Annotated in this window: 13 protein-coding genes; 8 read left to right on the forward strand and 5 right to left on the reverse strand. The window is 62.6% G+C overall.

Annotated elements, in window-relative coordinates; genetic code table 11:
- The first annotated feature begins 9 nt into the window (after positions 1-9).
- Positions 10-978, forward strand: a complete 969-nt coding sequence (locus tag AC50X9_RS05430) for an electron transfer flavoprotein subunit alpha/FixB family protein (protein ID WP_494891077.1) — start codon at positions 10-12, stop codon at positions 976-978.
- Between the two features lie 158 nt (positions 979-1,136).
- Positions 1,137-2,078, forward strand: coding sequence for a cytochrome b/b6 domain-containing protein (locus tag AC50X9_RS05435; RefSeq protein WP_494891079.1), 942 nt, complete (start codon positions 1,137-1,139; stop codon positions 2,076-2,078).
- A 165-nt stretch (positions 2,079-2,243) separates the two neighbouring features.
- Here the strand turns inward: AC50X9_RS05435 and fgd are convergent, their stop codons facing one another.
- Positions 2,244-3,275 (reverse strand): glucose-6-phosphate dehydrogenase (coenzyme-F420), encoded by a 1,032-nt coding sequence (gene fgd / locus AC50X9_RS05440; protein WP_494891081.1) that lies wholly within the window; start codon positions 3,273-3,275, stop codon positions 2,244-2,246.
- A 329-nt stretch (positions 3,276-3,604) separates the two neighbouring features.
- On the opposite strand from fgd, the gene AC50X9_RS05445 reads away from it, so the two are divergent.
- Entirely contained in the window at positions 3,605-6,196 is a 2,592-nt protein-coding gene (locus AC50X9_RS05445; RefSeq protein WP_494891083.1) for a bifunctional FO biosynthesis protein CofGH, read from the forward strand.
- Positions 6,197-6,334: 138 nt separating this feature from the next.
- Here the strand turns inward: AC50X9_RS05445 and AC50X9_RS05450 are convergent, their stop codons facing one another.
- From AC50X9_RS05450 to AC50X9_RS05465, 4 genes are read right to left on the reverse strand one after another with little or no spacing between them, the layout of a single operon-like run.
- On the reverse strand, positions 6,335-7,105 hold the full coding sequence (locus AC50X9_RS05450; RefSeq protein ID WP_494891085.1) for an SDR family NAD(P)-dependent oxidoreductase: 771 nt from the start codon (positions 7,103-7,105) through the stop codon (positions 6,335-6,337).
- 39 nt (positions 7,106-7,144) lie between these two features.
- On the reverse strand, positions 7,145-8,158 hold the full coding sequence (locus AC50X9_RS05455; protein WP_494891090.1) for an LLM class flavin-dependent oxidoreductase: 1,014 nt from the start codon (positions 8,156-8,158) through the stop codon (positions 7,145-7,147).
- Positions 8,159-8,170: 12 nt separating this feature from the next.
- Complete coding sequence (locus AC50X9_RS05460; protein WP_494891093.1) at positions 8,171-10,333, reverse strand: acetate--CoA ligase family protein; 2,163 nt, start codon at positions 10,331-10,333, stop codon at positions 8,171-8,173.
- Between the two features lie 41 nt (positions 10,334-10,374).
- Positions 10,375-12,354, reverse strand: a complete 1,980-nt coding sequence (locus tag AC50X9_RS05465) for an oxidoreductase (protein WP_494891095.1) — start codon at positions 12,352-12,354, stop codon at positions 10,375-10,377.
- Between the two features lie 243 nt (positions 12,355-12,597).
- Here AC50X9_RS05465 and AC50X9_RS05470 point away from each other — a divergent pair, with 243 nt between their 5' ends.
- The 5 genes from AC50X9_RS05470 (at position 12,598) to AC50X9_RS05490 (ending at position 18,075) form a co-directional block, all read left to right on the forward strand.
- A complete protein-coding gene (locus AC50X9_RS05470; RefSeq protein WP_494891097.1) occupies positions 12,598-13,404 on the forward strand; it encodes an enoyl-CoA hydratase/isomerase family protein in 807 nt (268 codons plus the stop codon).
- A gap of 250 nt (positions 13,405-13,654) precedes the next feature.
- Complete coding sequence (locus tag AC50X9_RS05475) at positions 13,655-14,815, forward strand: acyl-CoA dehydrogenase family protein (RefSeq protein WP_494891099.1); 1,161 nt, start codon at positions 13,655-13,657, stop codon at positions 14,813-14,815.
- Between the two features lie 73 nt (positions 14,816-14,888).
- Positions 14,889-16,058 carry an acyl-CoA dehydrogenase family protein gene (locus tag AC50X9_RS05480; RefSeq protein ID WP_494891101.1) on the forward strand — a complete coding sequence of 390 codons (1,170 nt, stop codon included), beginning with the start codon at positions 14,889-14,891 and terminating at the stop codon, positions 16,056-16,058.
- The gene (locus AC50X9_RS05485; RefSeq protein WP_494891103.1) at positions 16,058-16,861 is read left to right on the forward strand and encodes an amidohydrolase family protein; all 804 of its coding nucleotides are present in this window, start codon (positions 16,058-16,060) and stop codon (positions 16,859-16,861) included. Before AC50X9_RS05480 ends, AC50X9_RS05485 begins: the two co-directional genes overlap by 1 nt.
- A gap of 296 nt (positions 16,862-17,157) precedes the next feature.
- Positions 17,158-18,075 carry an SDR family NAD(P)-dependent oxidoreductase gene (locus AC50X9_RS05490; protein WP_494891105.1) on the forward strand — a complete coding sequence of 306 codons (918 nt, stop codon included), beginning with the start codon at positions 17,158-17,160 and terminating at the stop codon, positions 18,073-18,075.
- Positions 18,076-18,090: the final 15 nt, after the last annotated feature.

An 18,090-nucleotide genomic window follows, 5' to 3' on the forward strand; every position in this document is an offset into this window, starting at 1 on the left:
GAAACTAAAATGTCAAATGTACTGGTATTCATCGAAACCTCAAGCACAGGCAAGATCAGCAACACCGCACCTGCGTTGCTTGCCGCGGCCGCGAAGCTCGGCACTCCGGTGGCCGTTGTTGCCACGGCGCCCGGTGTCGGGGCCGGGCTCGTCGACGAGCTTGGATCGCTCGGCGCCGCCCGGATCTATGTCGGCGAGAGCGATGCGGTCGGAACACTGCTGGTGACCCCGCAGCTGGAGGCGCTCGGTGCCGCAGTGGCGGCGCTCGAGCCGGCCGCGGTTCTCGTCTCGAACTCTGTGGAGGGTCGAGAAGTCGCCGCCCGCCTGGCGGTCCGCACGCGTGGCGGACTCATTGCCGACGCCGTCGACGTGTGCTTCGATGGCGGGAGGATTATCGCCACCCACTCGGCGTTCGGCGGCGCCTATGCCGTTGAGTCAACCGTTGAGGCTGGCCTGCCGATCCTGACTGTTCGACAGGGGGCGATCGAGGACCGGGCGCCCGCAGCGGCACCGGACGTCACCACCGTGTCCGTGGCAATCGCCCGCAATTCCGCTGTAATCGACGGGGTTAGCGAACCCGTCAGGGATTCGGAGCGGCCGGAACTTCGCGGCGCGGCGAAAGTCGTCTCAGGGGGCCGCGGTCTGGGTTCCAAGGAGAAATTCGTGCTGGTCGAGCGGCTCGCCGATGCCCTCGGCGCGGCTGTGGGCGCATCCCGAGCTGCGGTGGATGCCGGCTACGTGCCGCAGGCCTCGCAGGTCGGCCAGACCGGCGTGACCGTCTCGCCGCAACTCTACGTCGCACTGGGCATTTCCGGCGCGATCCAGCACCGGGCGGGAATGCAGACGGCAAAGACGATCGTCGCAATCAACAAAGATGCTGACGCCCCGATTTTCGATGTCGCGGACTTCGGCATCGTTGGCGACGTCTTCACCGTTGTGCCGCAACTGATCGATGCGATCGAAGCGCGTGCCAACTGACATAGGCACTCCGCCTTCGCCTTCGCCTGCTCCGGCCGGAGCAGGCGAGGGCGTGAGTCCCCTTCGCCAGTGGAAAGAAAACGCACCCCGGTGCCACTCCACCAAACGACGCCCCCATTCAATGCTGCACTGATAATTCTCGAGAGGAATGTTGCTCGATGTCCACACCAACGAAACTGTCCGGGGTCACGAAGAGCAAGAAAAGCAAGTGGTCCCAGCTCATCTGGATTGTGCCCCTTGCCCTCGTGGCTCTGCTGCTTGTAGTGCTCCTGGCCAAGTGGCTCAGGGGCCTTCCGGAGGTGCAGTCGTTCATGGCAGACTTTCCCGGCCACACGGAACTGCCTGAGGGCGCGCCGGTCGGGTTTCCCGCTTGGCTGGGTTGGCAGCACTTCCTCAACGCGTTCTTCATCCTCCTGATCATCCGGTCCGGCTGGCAGGTCCGGACCACGACCCGTCCGAAGGCGTATTGGACGAGGAATAACAAGGGCCTGGTCCGGACGAAGAACCCGCCGGCGAAGATCAGCCTTGACCTGTGGTTCCACCTCAGCCTCGACGCGCTCTGGGTCCTCAACGGGATCGTCTTCTTCATACTGCTTTTAGCCACCGGACAGTGGACGCGCATCGTCCCAACGAGCTGGGACGCGTTCCCTAACGCGGTCTCGACGGCGATCCAGTACGCCTCGCTGAACTGGCCGACCGAGAACGGCTGGGTCAACTACAACAGTCTTCAGCTCTTTGCCTACTTTGCCACCGTTTTTATTGCTGCTCCGCTCGCGTTGATCACCGGCCTCAGAATGTCGCCCGCGTGGCCAAAGCGAGCCGAGAAGCTCAACAAGATCTATCCGATCGAGGCGGCCCGGGCGGTCCATCTGCCGGTCATGGTCTATTTCGTGTTGTTCGTCATCGTCCACGTGACCCTGGTGCTGGCGACCGGGGCGTTGCGGAACCTGAACCACATGTATGCCTCCAGCGACGACGGGGGCTGGGCGGGATTCCTGATCTTCGCCGCCTCCCTTGTCGTCATGATCGCAGCCTGGGTCCTCGCACGGCCGCTCTTCCTTCGTCCGATCGCTTCCCTCACCGGCTCCGTCAGCCGCTGAATGAGTACGCCCCAGTCCGGCCTGGCTGTACAAGGTCGGACTGGGGCGTTTCCTGAATTGATTCATGGGCACCACAGCAAAAGGAGGGGCGGGTAGAGGAAGACCTCTACCCGCCCGTCCTTTGAAGAGCCTGCACTTCCCGCGACGTGGTCTGCCGTCGGCCGTTCAGCCGAAGGCGCGGAGGCGCGGTTCGAGGTCGCGGGCGAAAAGCTCCAGGAAGCGGCGCTGATCATGTCCCGGTGCGTGGAAGACCAAATGGTTAAGTCCCGCATCGAGGTACTGCTTGATTTGTACGACGACCTCGTCGGGGTCCGACGCCACGATCCAGCGTTTGGCGACCTGCTCGATCGGCAGTTCATTGGCGAGGCGTTCCATCTCCTGGGGGGAGTCGACGGAGTGCTTCTGTTCCGGCGTAAGCGACAGCGGGGCCCAGAAACGGGTGTTTTCCAACGCGCGATCGGCGTCAGTGTCATAGGAGAGCTTGATCTCGATCATCCGGTCCACTGAGGCGACGTCGCGTTCTGCCTGAGCGGCGCCTTCCGCGACCGCGGGCATCAGCTTGTCCGTGTAGAGCTCCATACCCTTGCCAGAGGTGCAGATGAAGCCGTCGCCGGCGCGTCCCGCGTACCGGGCGACAACCGGACCGCCGGCAGCAATGTATACGGGGATTCCTCCGTCGGGAACATCGTAGATCGAGGCTCCGCGGGTACTGTAGTAGTCGCCGTCGAAGTCCGTGGTCTCGCCGGTCCACAGTTCTCGCATCAGGCTGACTGCTTCGCGTAAGCGGGCGAACCGCTCCTTGAACTCTGGCCATTCTCCCTTGTGGCCGGTGGCAACCTCGTTGAGTGCCTCTCCGGTGCCCACACCAAGCATGATGCGTCCGGGGTAGAGGCAGCCCAGGGTGGCGAACGCCTGGGCGATCACGGCCGGGTTGTAACGGAAAGTGGGCGTCATGACCGAGGTGCCAATCTGAACACGCTTCGTGCGCTCGCCCACTGCGGCCATCCAGGCCAGCGAGAACGGAGCGTGACCGCCCTCATGACGCCAGGGTTGGAAGTGGTCCGATACTGTTACGGAATCCATGCCGGCGACTTCGGCGGCAACGGCTAGCTCAACGAGTTCGCGCGGGGCAAACTGTTCAGCCGACGCCTTATAACCGAGCCGGAGACGTCCGGCCAAGGTCTGCTGCTGGGACATATCTTCCTCCTTAGTGCGGCGGGGACCGGCTCAGCGGGCACTTTGGGGAAGCCCAGGACCGCCGTTGCTGATCCGCTATCATAAACATGGTAACCGTTATTAGAGATTAGTGCCGGGGGCGCCACGCTGGATGGGTCTTCGCGCCGCCAGCCCCGGACGACTCTTGACAAGGAAGTCTGGGCTCTCAAGAATAAAGGTGAATTATTATCATAATAACGGCTAGTAGAAGTGCAGGTTTCACGGCTAATGACAGGTGGTTCCCTCCGGAGACCTCCTGCGCCGCGGATCCCCGCATCGGAGGTTAGATAGTGTCTGAATCGGAATCATTCGTGCCGACCACAACTGCGATCCGGCGGGCACTCCGGCGGGCCGATGACGGAGTGGTGCTGAACGCTGTCGAAGCCGAGACGCTGCTCCATGCCCGCGGCGAGGACTTGGATCGATTGCTGACGGCGGCCTCCCGCGTCCGCGATGCGGGTCTGGAGAAGGCTGGACGCCCGGGGGTGATCACCTATTCACGCAAGGTGTTTATCCCGCTGACGCATCTTTGCCGGGACCGCTGCCACTACTGCACCTTCGTGACCACACCGGGACAACTGGCGAAAGCAGGGAAGGCGCCCTTCCTGTCTCCGGACGAGGTGCTTGACATTGCTCGCCAAGGAGCGGCGTTGGGCTGCAAGGAGGCCCTGTTCACACTTGGCGATAGGCCGGAAGACCGCTGGCCCGTTGCCCGTGAGTGGCTTGATGCGCACGGCTACGATTCCACGATCGACTACCTTCGTGCCATGGCGATCCGGGTCCTCGAGGAGACTGGTCTCTTGCCCCATCTGAACCCCGGGGTCATGACCTGGGAGGAGATCCAGCGGCTCAAGCCGGTGGCCCCTTCGATGGGCATGATGCTTGAGACCACGGCGGCACGCCTTTGGTCGGAGAAGGGCGGTCCGCATTACGGATCCCCTGACAAGGACCCTGCGGTGCGCTTGAGGGTGCTCGAGGATGCGGGCCGTTCGAACGTACCCTTCACGACCGGAGTACTGCTCGGTATCGGCGAGACGTACGCGGAAAGGGTGGACGCAATATTCGCGATCAGGGCGGCCAGCCGCCGTCATGGCCATGTCCAAGAAGTCATCGTTCAGAATTTCCGGGCCAAGCCGGCGACGGCAATGATGCGGGCAACGGATCTGGAAACGATGGAGTACGCGGCGGCGGTGGCGGTCACACGGCTGGTTCTCGGACCGCAGGCCCGGCTGCAGGCGCCGCCGAATCTCACCGACGGGCACGAGCTGTCCCTGTTGGTGAGGGCCGGGATCGATGACTGGGGCGGGGTTAGCCCGCTTACCCCGGACCACGTCAACCCCGAGCGTCCCTGGCCGCATATCGAGGACCTGACCAGGCTGACCGCGGACGCTGGATTCACTTTGCGCGAGCGGCTTACCGCCCACCCCCATTTCGTGCGCACCGAAGAACCGTGGATTGACCCCAGGGTCCTCCCGCATGTCCGCGCCCTCGCTGATTCCGAGGGGCTGGCTGTTGAAGGCAGACTGCCGGTCGGGCTACCGTGGCAGGAACCGGACCCGGACTGGGCAGAGACCGGCGTCGGCAGGGTGAACCTGCACACCGAGATCGATACGACCGGACGCACCGGTGACCGCCGGAGCGACTTCGATGATGTGTACGGGGACTGGTCGGCGCTGCGGGAGGAGGTCCTTGCCTCGAAGCCTGCCAAGGTCGGCAGCAGCAACGCGGAAATCCGTTCAGCGCTTCGGCGGGCGGAGAATGATCCTGCGGGTTTGTCTGACGCGGACTATCTTGCGTTGCTGACTGCGGACGGTGCGGAGTTGGATGCCCTTGCGCTACTGGCGGACCAGATCCGCTTTGAGAGCGTCGGGGACGATATCGGCTACGTCGTCAACCGCAATATCAACTTCACCAATGTCTGCTACACGGGCTGCCGTTTCTGCGCCTTTGCCCAGCGCAAAACGGACGCGGACGCGTTCACGCTGTCGATGAAGCAGGTCGGCGATCGCGTGGATGAGGCGTGGTCCATCGGCGCCACGGAAATCTGCATGCAGGGCGGCATCCACCCGGATCTTCCCGGTACGGCCTACTTCGATCTTGCCAGGACTGTCAAGGAACGGCAGCCGGATATCCACCTTCACGCGTTCAGCCCCATGGAAATTGTGAACGGCGCCTCGCGGACCGGCCTATCGTTCGAGGACTTCCTGCTGGAAGCGAAGGCGGCCGGCCTCGACACGATTCCGGGCACGGCCGCTGAGATTCTGGACGATGAGGTGAGATGGATATTGACTAAGGGGAAGCTGCCCGCCGCAACCTGGATCGACATCGTCAAGACCGCGCACCGGATCGGCATCCGAAGTAGTTCCACCATGATGTACGGCCATGTCGACAACCCGTCGCACTGGGTCGGGCATCTGCGGACCCTGTCCCGTCTGCAGGACGAAACCGGTGGCTTTACCGAATTCGTGCTGCTGCCCTTCGTGCATACGAACTCGCCGGTCTATCTCGCTGGTGTTGCACGGCCCGGGCCCACAATGCAGGAAAACAGGGCTGTCCACGCCGTATCGCGCCTGATGCTGCACGGCCGGATCAACCATATTCAAACATCCTGGGTGAAGCTCGGCGTTGAGGGCACACAGTTGATGCTGCGCGGCGGCGCGGACGACCTTGGCGGAACGCTGATGGAGGAGACGATCAGCCGGATGGCAGGCGCTGACAACGGTTCGGAAAAGACCGTCTCCGAACTGGAGGACATGGTCAGGGCCATTGGACGCAATCCGCGGCAGCGGACCACCACCTACGGGACGCCGTCCGGGGAACGTGCCGCCGTCGCCCGTGAGAACGCCGCTGTCGGTTTTGGAGCGACAGGTAAGACCTTACGATTGCTGCCCATGGCGCTTTGACTTATGCGTCCACACCCCTGCGGAGAGTGGTCGGGCCACTCATAGGGCGGTGCGGCCACGGAAAATCCTGCCCCCGCTTCCGTGCGGACCGCACGGAAGCGGGGGCAAGATCCGTCTGAGAGGCAGGATCCGCGCGGATCAGCTACTGGTGTAGCCGGCGTCGGCGTGAATCACGCTCCCGGTGACATAGGAGGATTGATCGGAGGCCAGCCAGAGGCTTGCCTGGGCCACCTCATCGGCCCGGCCGATCCGGTTCAGCATGCTCATCTGGGGCGCAAAGTCGGCTTCGGTCTGCCCTCTTCGTTCCAACGAAGCCCGCAGCATCGGCGTGTCGATGGCGCCAGGGGCGACGGAGTTTACCCGGATGTTCTGTCCGCCATGTTCGAGGGCTGCCACCTTTGTCAGCCCGATGACGCCGTGCTTGGCTGCGACGTAGGCGGCCGCATTGGCGGCAGCACGGAATCCTCTGACCGAGGAAATATTGATGATGGATCCGCCGCTGCCCTGCCTGGTGAACTGCTGGAGTTCGTACTTGAGGGAGAGCGCGACCCCCTTGAGGTTGACGGACATCAGCCTGTCCCAGTAGTCCTCATCGAGGTCTTGAATCGGTCTGGTGTCGGGGGTCAGCGCCGCGTTGTTCACAGCCACATCTAGCCGGCCAAATCTGGCGACAGTGCTCTCCACCATTGCTTGGACCTGTCCGGACTTGGAAACGTCAACCTTGACAAAAAACGCTTCCCCTCCTGCGGCCTCGATCTCGGCGGCAGTCTGCCGTCCTTGGTCTTCGCTGAAGTCAGCGACCACCACCTGGGCGCCGGCTGCGGCGAATAGCTTGGCCGTAGCCGCCCCCATTCCCATGGCAGCGCCGGTAACGATGGCAACTTTGTCCTTCAGGACGGGATAGATCATGGTAAGTCCTTCATGTTCGGGATGTAGCAGGCGGGTAGATCAGCGAAAGGACGGCAGGACTTCGTTCTTGAACAGTTCCAGTGTCTTGAGGACCTGCTCCTGGCCGAGCTGGTACCACTGCATGCGCAGAGCGATGTAGGTCATTCCCTGCGCCTCAAGCGCTTTCAGCGCGACGACGGCGGTCGCCGGATCAGTAAACAGATACGATGCGTCTGCGGTCTCGGTCGCCGCCTGGTCCGTGGCCAGATGGGCATAGTTTCCGGTCTTGTCGGGAGCGTTGTACTTGGCGTACTCGCGGGAAAGGGAATTACGCGCCTCGATGCCGACGGCCCGTGCACGCTCGGCATCCGGGTCCAGCACCAGTTCGCGCCGCACCACGAACTCGGAGGCTTCGCCCCGGTTAAGTCGTTCGCGCTCGGCACGGTAGTGGCCCAGAACTACCTGTAGTTTTTCCGGCGTGACATGAGGGGGAACAATCCACGCGTCGCCCAGCCGGGCAGCGCGCTCGGCCCCCGTGCGGTGCGCCCCGGCGCCGATCCAGATCGGCGGGCCTCCTTGCTGCACGGGCACCAGGCTGATGCTCTCGTCCTCGAGCTGGAAATGCTCGCCCCGGAACGTTGTTGGGTCACCGGTCCAAAGCTGGCGTACCAGCCGAACACTTTCCTCAAAACGCCCGATTCGCTCATCCATTGGTACGCCAAACGACTTGAATTCATTCTCCCGGTAGCCCATGCCGAAACCGGCGATTGCGTTGCCGCCGGAGATGTGGTCCAACGTCGAAAATTCCTCCGCTGCGCCGACCGGGTGACGCAGCGGAAGGATGTACATGTTGGTGCCGAGCTTCATCTCGCCAGCATCCTGGGCAAGCGCAGAAAGCAGGTGCACCGGCTGAAGCGTGGGCATCCCGCCGAGATAGTGTTGCAGGACCCAGACTGAATCGATCCCGGCATCGCGGGCGGCCCGGACCTGCTCGCGCAGCATGGGAATGCGGTCCGCCGGCACTATGCCCTGCGGGAAATCGTTCATCAGGGCGAGCCCGAATTTGAGTGTCATTTTCTATCTCCTTCAGACTGCGGGTGCCAGGACGAGGGCGGCATCGACAATGACAGCCCCGCCCTGCCCTTTGGATGAAACCATGACCGGGTTAAGGTCGGCCTGAAGCAGCCAGGGAGAGGCGGCAAAGATCTGCGAGAACCGCGAAATCATTTCGACCAGCGATTCCACGTCGCATTCAGCGCCCCGGTAGCCGTGCAGCACCTGTCCGATTGCCAGTTGGCCGAGGGCTTCGCGTGCCTCGTCAACATCAATGGGGCACTGCCGGAATACGACGTCGTTCATCAGTTCGGCGAGGACACCTCCTGCTCCGATCATCACCAGGGGACCGAAAGCCGGGTCCCGGACTCCGCCGATGATTACTTCGGTGCCTGTCCTGAGCTCGGTCAGGAGCAATCCTTGCGATTCCAGTCCGTGTTCAGCCGTTATCGTGGCGAAATCCTCGATGACCCGGGCGAGTTCGGCTTCGTCACGCAGGCCGACCCGGACAAGCCCCAGCTCGGATTTGTGCACCACATTGGTGCACAGCTGCTTCGCCACCAAGGGCCAGCCGAGGTCCGCTGCGCGCTTGGGCGCCTCCGCCGGGTCCTTGAGCAGGACCTCCCGCGAAACCGCGAGGCCGTGCAGTGCCAGGAAAGCCTTGGACTGGTTCTCCGTGGGGATATCTCCGGTCAGGGCGGCCGGGCGGGGCAACGGCACGCCGGCGCCGTCGCCGCCGGGCTGCCAGTCCCGCCGCAGGCGGGCCAGGCGGGCCAGGCCGGCGAGGGCCTCGAGGGCAGCGTCGACGGAGCCGAAATGGGCCGTCTGGCTTGCGGCGAGTAATTCTTCGGCCCGTTCCGTCAGATGGGCCGCCGTCCAGGACGAAATTACGGTTGGTTTCGTGCTGGCCTCGGCCGCCGTTACGAAATGCGTCAACAGCCGTTCGCTGTCCTGCGGACCCCAGGTCGGGATGGCATAGAGGACCATATCGAATTCCGGGGCGCCCTCCAGCTCGCCCAGAACCTTCAGCAGGAATTCAGGATCCCCAATGACCTGACCGGTCAGGTCGAACGGATTACTGGGAGTGCCGAAGCGCATGGTCCGCGAGAGCTCATCGGCGGTGGCGCTGGAAAGAGGGAGCACGGAAAGCCCGAGCTCGGTGGCGCGGTCCGCCGCGTAGCTACATTCACCGCCAGACGGCGAAACTATCAGCAGGCGGTTGGAAGCCGGCAGCCCCACCCTGGTGAGGAGCTCGGCAGTATCCATGAGCGCATCGACCGAATCGATCTCAAGGACTCCCAACTGGTGCATGACGTTCCGGAAGACGGCGTGGGAGCCAGCCAGTGCACCCGTGTGGCTCAATGAGCTCCGCTGGCCTGCATCGGAGCGCCCTACCTTGAGCGCGAGAACAGGCTTCCCCGCCCGGTGTGATTTGGCCACTGCAGCCTTGAACGCGGCAATGTCGCGCAGTTCCTCCACGAATAGCGCGATCACTTTGGTCTCCGGATCATCGGCCAAAGCATCGATAAGTTCGGCGACGTTGATATCGCACTCGTTACCCACACTGACAAACCCGCGGATGCCGATCCCGCGTCCCTGGGCCCTGTTAAAGAGATTCACGGCCATCCCGCCACTCTGGCTTATGATGCTGATGTTCCCAGCGGTATAGGCGTCCGTGATGTTCGACGTCGGACAGCCCACAACGTTATCCGTCACGCTGACCGCTCCGATGCAATTGGGCCCGATCACCCGGCTGCCCCTTGCTTTGGCGATCGCAGCAAGCTCCTGCTGCCGTGCACGTCCCGCGTCGCCGTCGTCTGCGAATCCCGCGGAACACACCGTGATGACTTTGACCCCGGCGTCGGCGCATTCACGCACGGCATCTGCCACGAGTTCGGCCCGGACCAGCACGTACGCGGCGTCAATGGGCTGGCCAATCCCGGCAACAGTCGGATAGCACCGGTACCCCTCGAGCTCCTCGTAGCGCGGGTTGACCGGAAAAATCCTGCCGTTGTAGCCCGTCCGGACCAAGTTTGCCAGTGATCGTCCGGAGTACCCGTAGCCGTTCCCCGAGGCGCCGATGATCGCAATGGAGCGCGGAGCCAGTAGCGCATCAAGATCCAGAGGCAGGTGCCCAACGGTGGCGTCGCTGCCGGCCGGGAGGCCCGCCGCCCCGGGCAGGGTTTCTTCACTCAACGGCTTTTCCTATCGGTTTGAGGAGCATGGAAAGGGGCTGTTTAGAGCAGTTTTGCCAGCGCATAAGCCTGCCTGGTAGCGAAGACCAGCCGGCGCGGCGCGAATGCGTCGCCGAGGAGATGCACGTTGTCCCGGCTTCCGTGGAGAGTTTCGAAGAGGGCGCTCTCAGATGTGCCGCCGCAGGCCAGCACGACGGAATCGAAGCCGCCGAGGCTTTCCTCGACGCCGGAGTACACATTGCGAGTCTTAACGGTTCCGGCATTGATGGCCGTGACTTCCTCCATGAACCGGAATTGGACCTTCTGCGTGCTGAGTCTGCCGAGGATACCGCCGACAATATAGCGTCCGAGCAGCTGCGCCGGACCCGCCGTCGCGTAAATGACTTTCACCTGGTGGCCGCGTGAACTCAGATAGTCCGCAAGCGCCAGCGGCGGCATATGGTCATCCTGGGCCACGATGATGACACGCTTACCGACAGCGACTTTGCCGTTGAGGACATCGCGGATTTCCAGCACGGACTCACTCTGTGCCCCCGCGATCGGCGGACGCCGCGCCGCAGCGCCGGTGGCGACGGCCACGATGTCGGCGTCCTCTGCAAGGACGTCTTCGGCGGTACCCGTCTGGCCGAGACGGATCTTGACGCCAAGATTCTGGAGCCGGTTCTGCTGCCAATCCAGATACGTCCCGAATCGTTCATGCTTCGGGGCGGCAACGGCGATGCGCAGCTGGCCGCCAAGTTGTTCCTGTGCCTCCCAGAGATCCACGGTGTGGCCGCTCTCGGCTGCGAGTCCGGCCAGCTCCAGTCCGGCCGGGCCGCCGCCGATGATCAGCAAACGCTTCGGGGTGGCCGAGCGGAACCATGGCCCCTCGACTTCCTTGCTGGCATGGGGATTGACGGCGCAGCCGAAGGGTAGCCCGTCCACGTAGCGGCGGTTGATGCATTCATTGCCCCCGACGCACGGCCGGATCTCCTCCGTGCGCCCTTCCGCGGCCTTGATGAGAATCTCGGGATCTGCGATGTAGGCCCTGGCCATCCCCACGACGTCGGCAGTGCCCGAGGCCAGGATTCGTTCCGCGAGTTCCGGCGTGTTGATCAGCCCGGTATGCACCACGGGCAGGGACACGGCGCGCTTGAGGTCTCCGGCCAAATCCGACCATTGCCCGGCGTCGAAGAAGTGCGGCTGGATGTAGCTCGGGTTCCCCCATGGCGTGCCGACTACCGCGTGGATGAAATCAATCAGCCCGGTGGACTCGAGGTATTGGGCAATTTCGATGCCGCCTGCAGCGTCATACCCGCCCGGAACCTCCTCCTTGAGGTTCAACCTGACGCCGACCGCCATCGAACTGCCCACGGCCTCGCGGATGGCGGTGAGGACCTCCACGACGAATCGGGCGCGGTTCTCCAGCGATCCGCCGTAGGCATCCTCGCGGACGTTTGTCAGGGGCGAAAGGAACCATTCCAACATGTCGTCATGGTTGATATGTAGTTCGATGCCGTCGAGCCCCGCGAGCTGAGCCTGGCCGGCGGAGAACTTGTACTCCTGCACGAACCACGCGATTTCCCTGACGGTGAGCACGTGTGGCATGACGTTGTTCACCGGGGAGCTTACGCGGGCCGAGGGGGCGTGCGGAAACCCGCCAATCATGGTCATTTGGCACGTGACGACCGCCCCGGCAGCATGCAGCGTCTCCGTGACTTTCTGCACCCGGTCTACGAAGTAGGGGAGCCTGAAGTAGCCCTTGGTCTCGGCGCTGACGCCCGACGGCTCAAAGCCGGGAATGAACTGGTTCTGGATGCGTCCGGTGACCCCGCCGACCCACGCCACACCGGCCTTGGCCCGTGACTCCAAATAGGCTATCGCCCGCGCCGCATCATTCTCATCCGTGCCCCAGAGATTGCCGATGGCGGAATTGTGGGGAGGCATCATGACCCTGTTGCGCAGCTTCATCGGACCAAGCTGAATCGGTGAAAACAGATGCGGAAAGCGAGTCTCCTTCAGAAATCGATGGTCATGATTCATATAGTTAACTTAGAACCGGCGGCCAGCTCCGTCAAGGGCAGGACCCGCGAGCCAGGGGCTCCCAGGCCGACCCTTCAGGTGGGCTAGCCGGGACGGAAGGCCGATTGCTTCCCACGCCAAGAATGGGAAGAAACTGCCTACAATGGCCGCGAAGCGTAATTCATGCGCATAGACTCTTGACAGGCCGATCATTCAGACAAATGATGAGGGCCTGGCCCCACCCCTACGAAGTTTGGAGTTCCCATGTCGGCATCCGGTATCAACGTCGAGGAGTACAGGGGAGTCGTCCGCATCACGATTGAGCGGCCTGAACGGCGCAATGCGTACGACCTCGAGATGGCGAATGCGATGATTGCGGGGCTTCACGGGGCTTCCGGTGCGGAGGCTGTGGTCATTACCGGTAGCGGCGGGTCTTTCTGCGCGGGTGGCGCCCTTGGCCAACTCAGCAATCCGGATCCAGGCCAGTTGCGTGAGCTTTTCACGACGTCGCTGCGGCTTGTGGACGCCATCCGAGCCTGTCCGAGGCCCGTTATTGCGGCCGTGGACGGCCCTGCTGCCGGTGGAGGCAATGAACTCGTTATTGCCTGCGATTTTGCCATCGCCACCGAGCGGTCGACTTTTGGCCAGACCGGGCCGAGGGTCGGATCCGCCCCGGTCCTTGGCGCGACTAATCTTGCGGCAGTTCAAATAGGTGAAAAGCGTGCGAAGGAGATGTCCCTCATGTGCCGGCGCTACACCGCGGAGCAGGCCTATTCGATGGGCCTCATCAATGAAGTTGTGGCGGACGGCGAACTGGATGCGGGCGTTGATCGATGGCTTGCGGAGATCCACGATTTGAGCCCCCGCTATCTTGAAATTGCCAAGGTGAGTTCGAATCTCTGGTGGAACGCCTCGAAGGACAATATGCAGGCGGGCCTCGAGTCCCTGATCCAGGCCATTGGCAGTGATGATATGCGTGAGGGTGCCCAGGCATTCATCGAAAAACGCAAGCCCAACTTCCGCGGGACAGCAGCCCAAACAGCGCGCGAGGGTGTGGCGCAGACCGTCTGACTTCTCGGTTCCAAGCGGAAGTCCCGGGTCCCACAGCGGCGGAGCCCGGGACTTCCGTGTGTCGGTGCGGACAGTGGCCAATATGCCTCATGTTGGGGCCTTCCATGCCGGGGCTTTCCAATTCGGAAATAATCTAGGATAATGAATACAACTAACGTGCTTATCTCGCGGACCGGCACCTTGCCGGGCCCGGCGCGGTGGCTGCGACAGATAGATGTACTGACCGACCGACTGAGTGGAGGTGGGGACCGTGACGGTTTCCGTAGTGGATGAGCATTCCGAGATTCGTGAGCTGGCGGCGCAGGTGGCCGCCGGGGTGTATGGCCCGATGGCAGAGGAACTGGATGTGACGCGGACGCCCATTTCTGTCGTGGAGCGGCGGCGGTTGGGTGAACTGGGGTTCCTTGGCATTACGCATCCGGAGCGGTTCGGCGGTGCTGGCGCGCCGCTGTCACAGGCGCTGACTGTCATCGAAGAATTTGCAAAGGTGTGCCGGCCGGCGGCGTTCCAGATTTTTGAGTCAAATACGGGTCCGGCCCAGGTAGTGAACCATCTGGGCACGGAGGAGCAGCGAGAACGATGGTTGCCCGATATTGTCTCGGGGGAGCGGACGATGGCTGTAGCCATTTCAGAGCCCGACGCGGGGTCTGCGGCGACGGATGCGAAGACTACGGCTCGGGCAGTGGGCGAAGGGTTCGTGGTGAACGGCGCCAAGCGGTGGATTTCCAACGGCGGGGAGGCCGATCATTACCTGGTCTATGCCCGTCTTTCGGATGCTCCGGGAGCTAAGGGGATCGGCGCGATCGTCGTCGACAAGTCCATGCCGGGGGTCAGCTTCGGAGCTCCGGAGCGATTGATGGGCTTTCGTGGCATTCCCTCCGCCGATGTGATCTTTGATGACGTGCTGGTCCCGCGGGAGAACGTGGTGGTGCCGGCCGGTGAATTCAGTTCCCTGTTCGGGGCTTTCTCGATCGAACGGATGGGGAACGCAACGATGTCGTTGGCAATCGGCCAGGCGGCGTTGGATAAAACGCTGGTCTATGTGCAGGAGCGCTTCCAGTTCGGTAAACCGCTGGTGGAGTTCCAGTCGATTCAGATGATGGTGGCGGACATGGTGCTACAGGTCGAAGCCGCCCGGCTGCTGGTGGAACGTGCCGCCGGCAGCGGGAAGGACGGTTTGCCGGATGCGCTGCAGGTATCTCTGGCCAAGTGCACGGCAAATGAAATGGCGAAAAAGGTCACCGATCTGGCGATCCAGGTCCATGGCGGGAACGGCTACACCGAGGAATACGGCCTGGAGCGGCTGCACCGCGATGCCCATGGCTGGGCCATTGCCGGCGGCACGCCGTCGATGCAGCGGATCCGTATCGTCTCGGAAATGCTCGGGCGCCGCTTCGACCAGCGCCGCTAAATGCCGCACCCGGCATGGCCGGTGGATCATTGTGTTTTGAATTCAGTTGGTAACAAAGTCAGGATGGATTGATATGGACGTGGATACGCGAGTTGATCTGGATGTTGCGGGCCCAGCATTTGACCTGGGGGAGCACCATCTGAAGATCCAGGCGGAGGCTCGCGCGTTGACGGCGCAGGTTGGCGCGATGGCGCACGAGGCCGATGCCTCGTCGGTGCTGCACCAAGGTATGGCGGCGGCCTTGCGGGACTCCGGGCTGGTGGGGCACGCGGTTCCGGCAGCCTACGGGGGCTATTCGGAGACGTTGGATCCGTTGGCGATAACCGTAATCCGGGAAGCATTGATGTATGGGTCGGCGCATCTGGATTCACTGTTCGGAGTCCAAGGCATCGGCTCATACACCCTGGCGGTGGGCGGCCGCGAGGAGCTGAAGGAATACTGGTTGCCGCGGGTTGTCTCGCTGGAAGCAATCGCGGCAATTGCCTTGACTGAGCCTGGAGTCGGCTCGGATCTGCGGGCGGTTACCACCGTGATTGAGCAGGTGGCAGGCGGATTGCGCGTACGGGGACGTAAGTCGTTCATTACGAACGGCGGAGCGGCGTCGTTCTATTGTGTGTTGGGCCGGGAAGGCGACGGATACTCGATGGTTCTGGTCCCGGCCGATGCGCCTGGCCTGCGGGTCCGGGCCGGGGACGACCTGATAGCCCCCCATATCCTCGGCGAACTGGAGTTTGATGATGTCATCGTTCCCGACAGCCACCGGCTGGGGGTTCCGGGGAAGGCCTTTTCCTTGATGCTGCAGGCTCTGGCCGTGTTCCGGGTTTCGGTGGCTGGGTCCGCAGTGGGTCTTGCGCAGGCAGCGCTGGACGAGGCCTTGGCGCATGCGCGCACCAGGGAACAGTTTGGCGCGCCCCTGATTGAGCTTGGTTCCGTATCCCAAGCCCTGGCACTGTGCTGGGCCGAAGTTGAAACGGCACGGGCGATGGCGTACCGGGCGGCGTCCCTGGCCCGAACTGATCCGCTGGCGCATCTGGATCTTTCCTCCATCGCGAAGATCAGTGCGACAGAGACCGCGGGCAGGGTCGTGGACCGGTGTGTCCAGGTCATGGGCCGCTTCGGCCTGGTCCGAGGTTCCAAGATCGAGCGGCTATACCGCAATGCCAGGCCGTTGCGGATCTATGAAGGGGCAACCGAGGTGCTGCTGGATTCCCTGGCCCGGCGGCTGCGCAAGGGGCCGAAGTGATGAGTGATGTGATCATTGACGCCCATACCCATGTCTGGCCCGATAGGATTGCCGGGCTCGCTCTGCACTCAAACCCCGTGCCGGGGCTCAGCCCCCGGGGGGACGGGACTGTGGACGGGCTGAATGCCGCGATGGAAGCGGATGGAGTCGACGTCAGCTGCTGCCTGGGCATCGCGAACGAGGCTCGGCACGTGGACTCGGTGAACCGGTTCGTCGCTTCGCTGCGTAGTGAGCGCCGGCATCCGGTGGGCACTGTCCATGTCGATCTGAGCGTTGCGGAGAACATGGAAAGCCTGCGCCGCCACGGGATCAGGACCGTGAAACTGCATCCGTTGTTTCAGAACTTCGCGCTTAACGATCCGCGGCTTTGGAACATTCTGGAGGCCTTTGGGAGCGACATTGCGGTGATTACGCACGTTGGGGGCGGCGGCAATGCGCATACCAACGCGCTTTCCAGTCCGAAAATGATTGCGGACATTGCCCGGCAGTTCAAGGATCTGACCCTGATGGCCTGCCACTTCGGCGGCTACAAGATCTTCGACGACGCCGAGGATGTGCTCTCCGGGGCCGACGTCATCCTGGAAACCTCGTGGCCTCCGACCCTTGCCACCCTTGCCCCCGAACGAGTCAAGGCACTTATCCGCCACCACGGTGCTGAACGCATCATCTTCGGTTCCGACTGGCCTATGACCAGCCCCGCCGAGGAAATAACCGCAATCCAGCGTCTCGGCCTCACCGATAGCGAAACCGCCCAGATCCTCGGTGGGAATTTGAGCAGGATCCTGGGCCTTTCCACCGGCTGAAATCCACGTTCCGGCGCTACAACCGAGGACTCGGCTGTAGCGGGCTCAAGCTGCGCAACCTCCTAGACGGGTAATGTGCGGGCGGGGTTTGGCTGTTGGTCGGTCGTGGCCCCTAGACTCAACCCCAGCAGTGCGCGACACACGTCACAATCTGATTTCCCTTCTAGATCTCTTCTTACAAGGAAAAAAATCTAGTATAACTATACTAATCAAGTTTCGGAATTGCGGTGAGATCAGCTGGTGGCCAACGAGGGTCGCCGGCACTGCGATCCGCCGACGCCGACTGCGATCTGCCGATGCCGGCACTGCGATCTGCCGATGCCGACTGCGATCTGCCGATGCCGGCACTGCGATCTGCCGATGCCGGTACCTCAGGACGAGGCGCGCGGATGTATTTCAGCAAGATTCTTTCCATTAGATATGAATTCCAAGGAGAAAGGACCCGGATCATGGGCCTGACTGGACGTATTGCATTGATTACCGCTTCAGGATCGGGAATGGGGCGCGCAGTCGCCCGCCGGCTCGCTGCCGACGGCGCCCATGTGATTGCAGCCGATATCAACGACGTTGGCGTCAAGGAAACCATTCAACTGATCGAAGATGCCGGCGGCAGCGGTGAGACGGCAGTAGGGGACGCGTCAAACGTCCAGTACCTGACTGACCTTATCGAGGGCATCGACGCACGGCACGGCAAACTTGATATTCTGCACAACCATCTTGGAATGCCTGGGCCCGGCGGTGTCACTGTCTCGGAAGCTGAATGGGACAAGAACATCACCATCAACATGAAATCGGCATTCTTCACGTCCGGCCTGGCGATGCCTCTGCTGAAGAAGAGTGGCAAGGGCTCGGTAATTTTCACGGCCTCCACCTCGGCCATTGTCGGCTCCCCGTTTTCGCCGCTGTATTCAATGACCAAAGGCGCCATTGTTTCCTACGCCCGTGCGCTGGCCTTGGCCGGGGCGCCGGACAACATCCGCGTCAACTCGATTTGTCCCGGATCGGTTGACACCCCGATGCTGCCGACCTTCTTTGGCCGCGAGGCAGGAGCAAGCATCGAGGACTTGATGTCCAATTTCATCGCCCTCATCCCTCTTGGTAGGCCGGCCCAGCCGGAGGAGATCGCTTCGGTCGTCGCCTTCCTTGCCGGTGACGATTCCAGTTTCGTGACCGGAGTGAATATTCCGATCGACGGCGGCTTGACCGCCAAGTAGTAGCAGCCTGTCTTT

It is taken from the genome of Pseudarthrobacter sp. HLT1-3, from assembly GCF_059383535.1.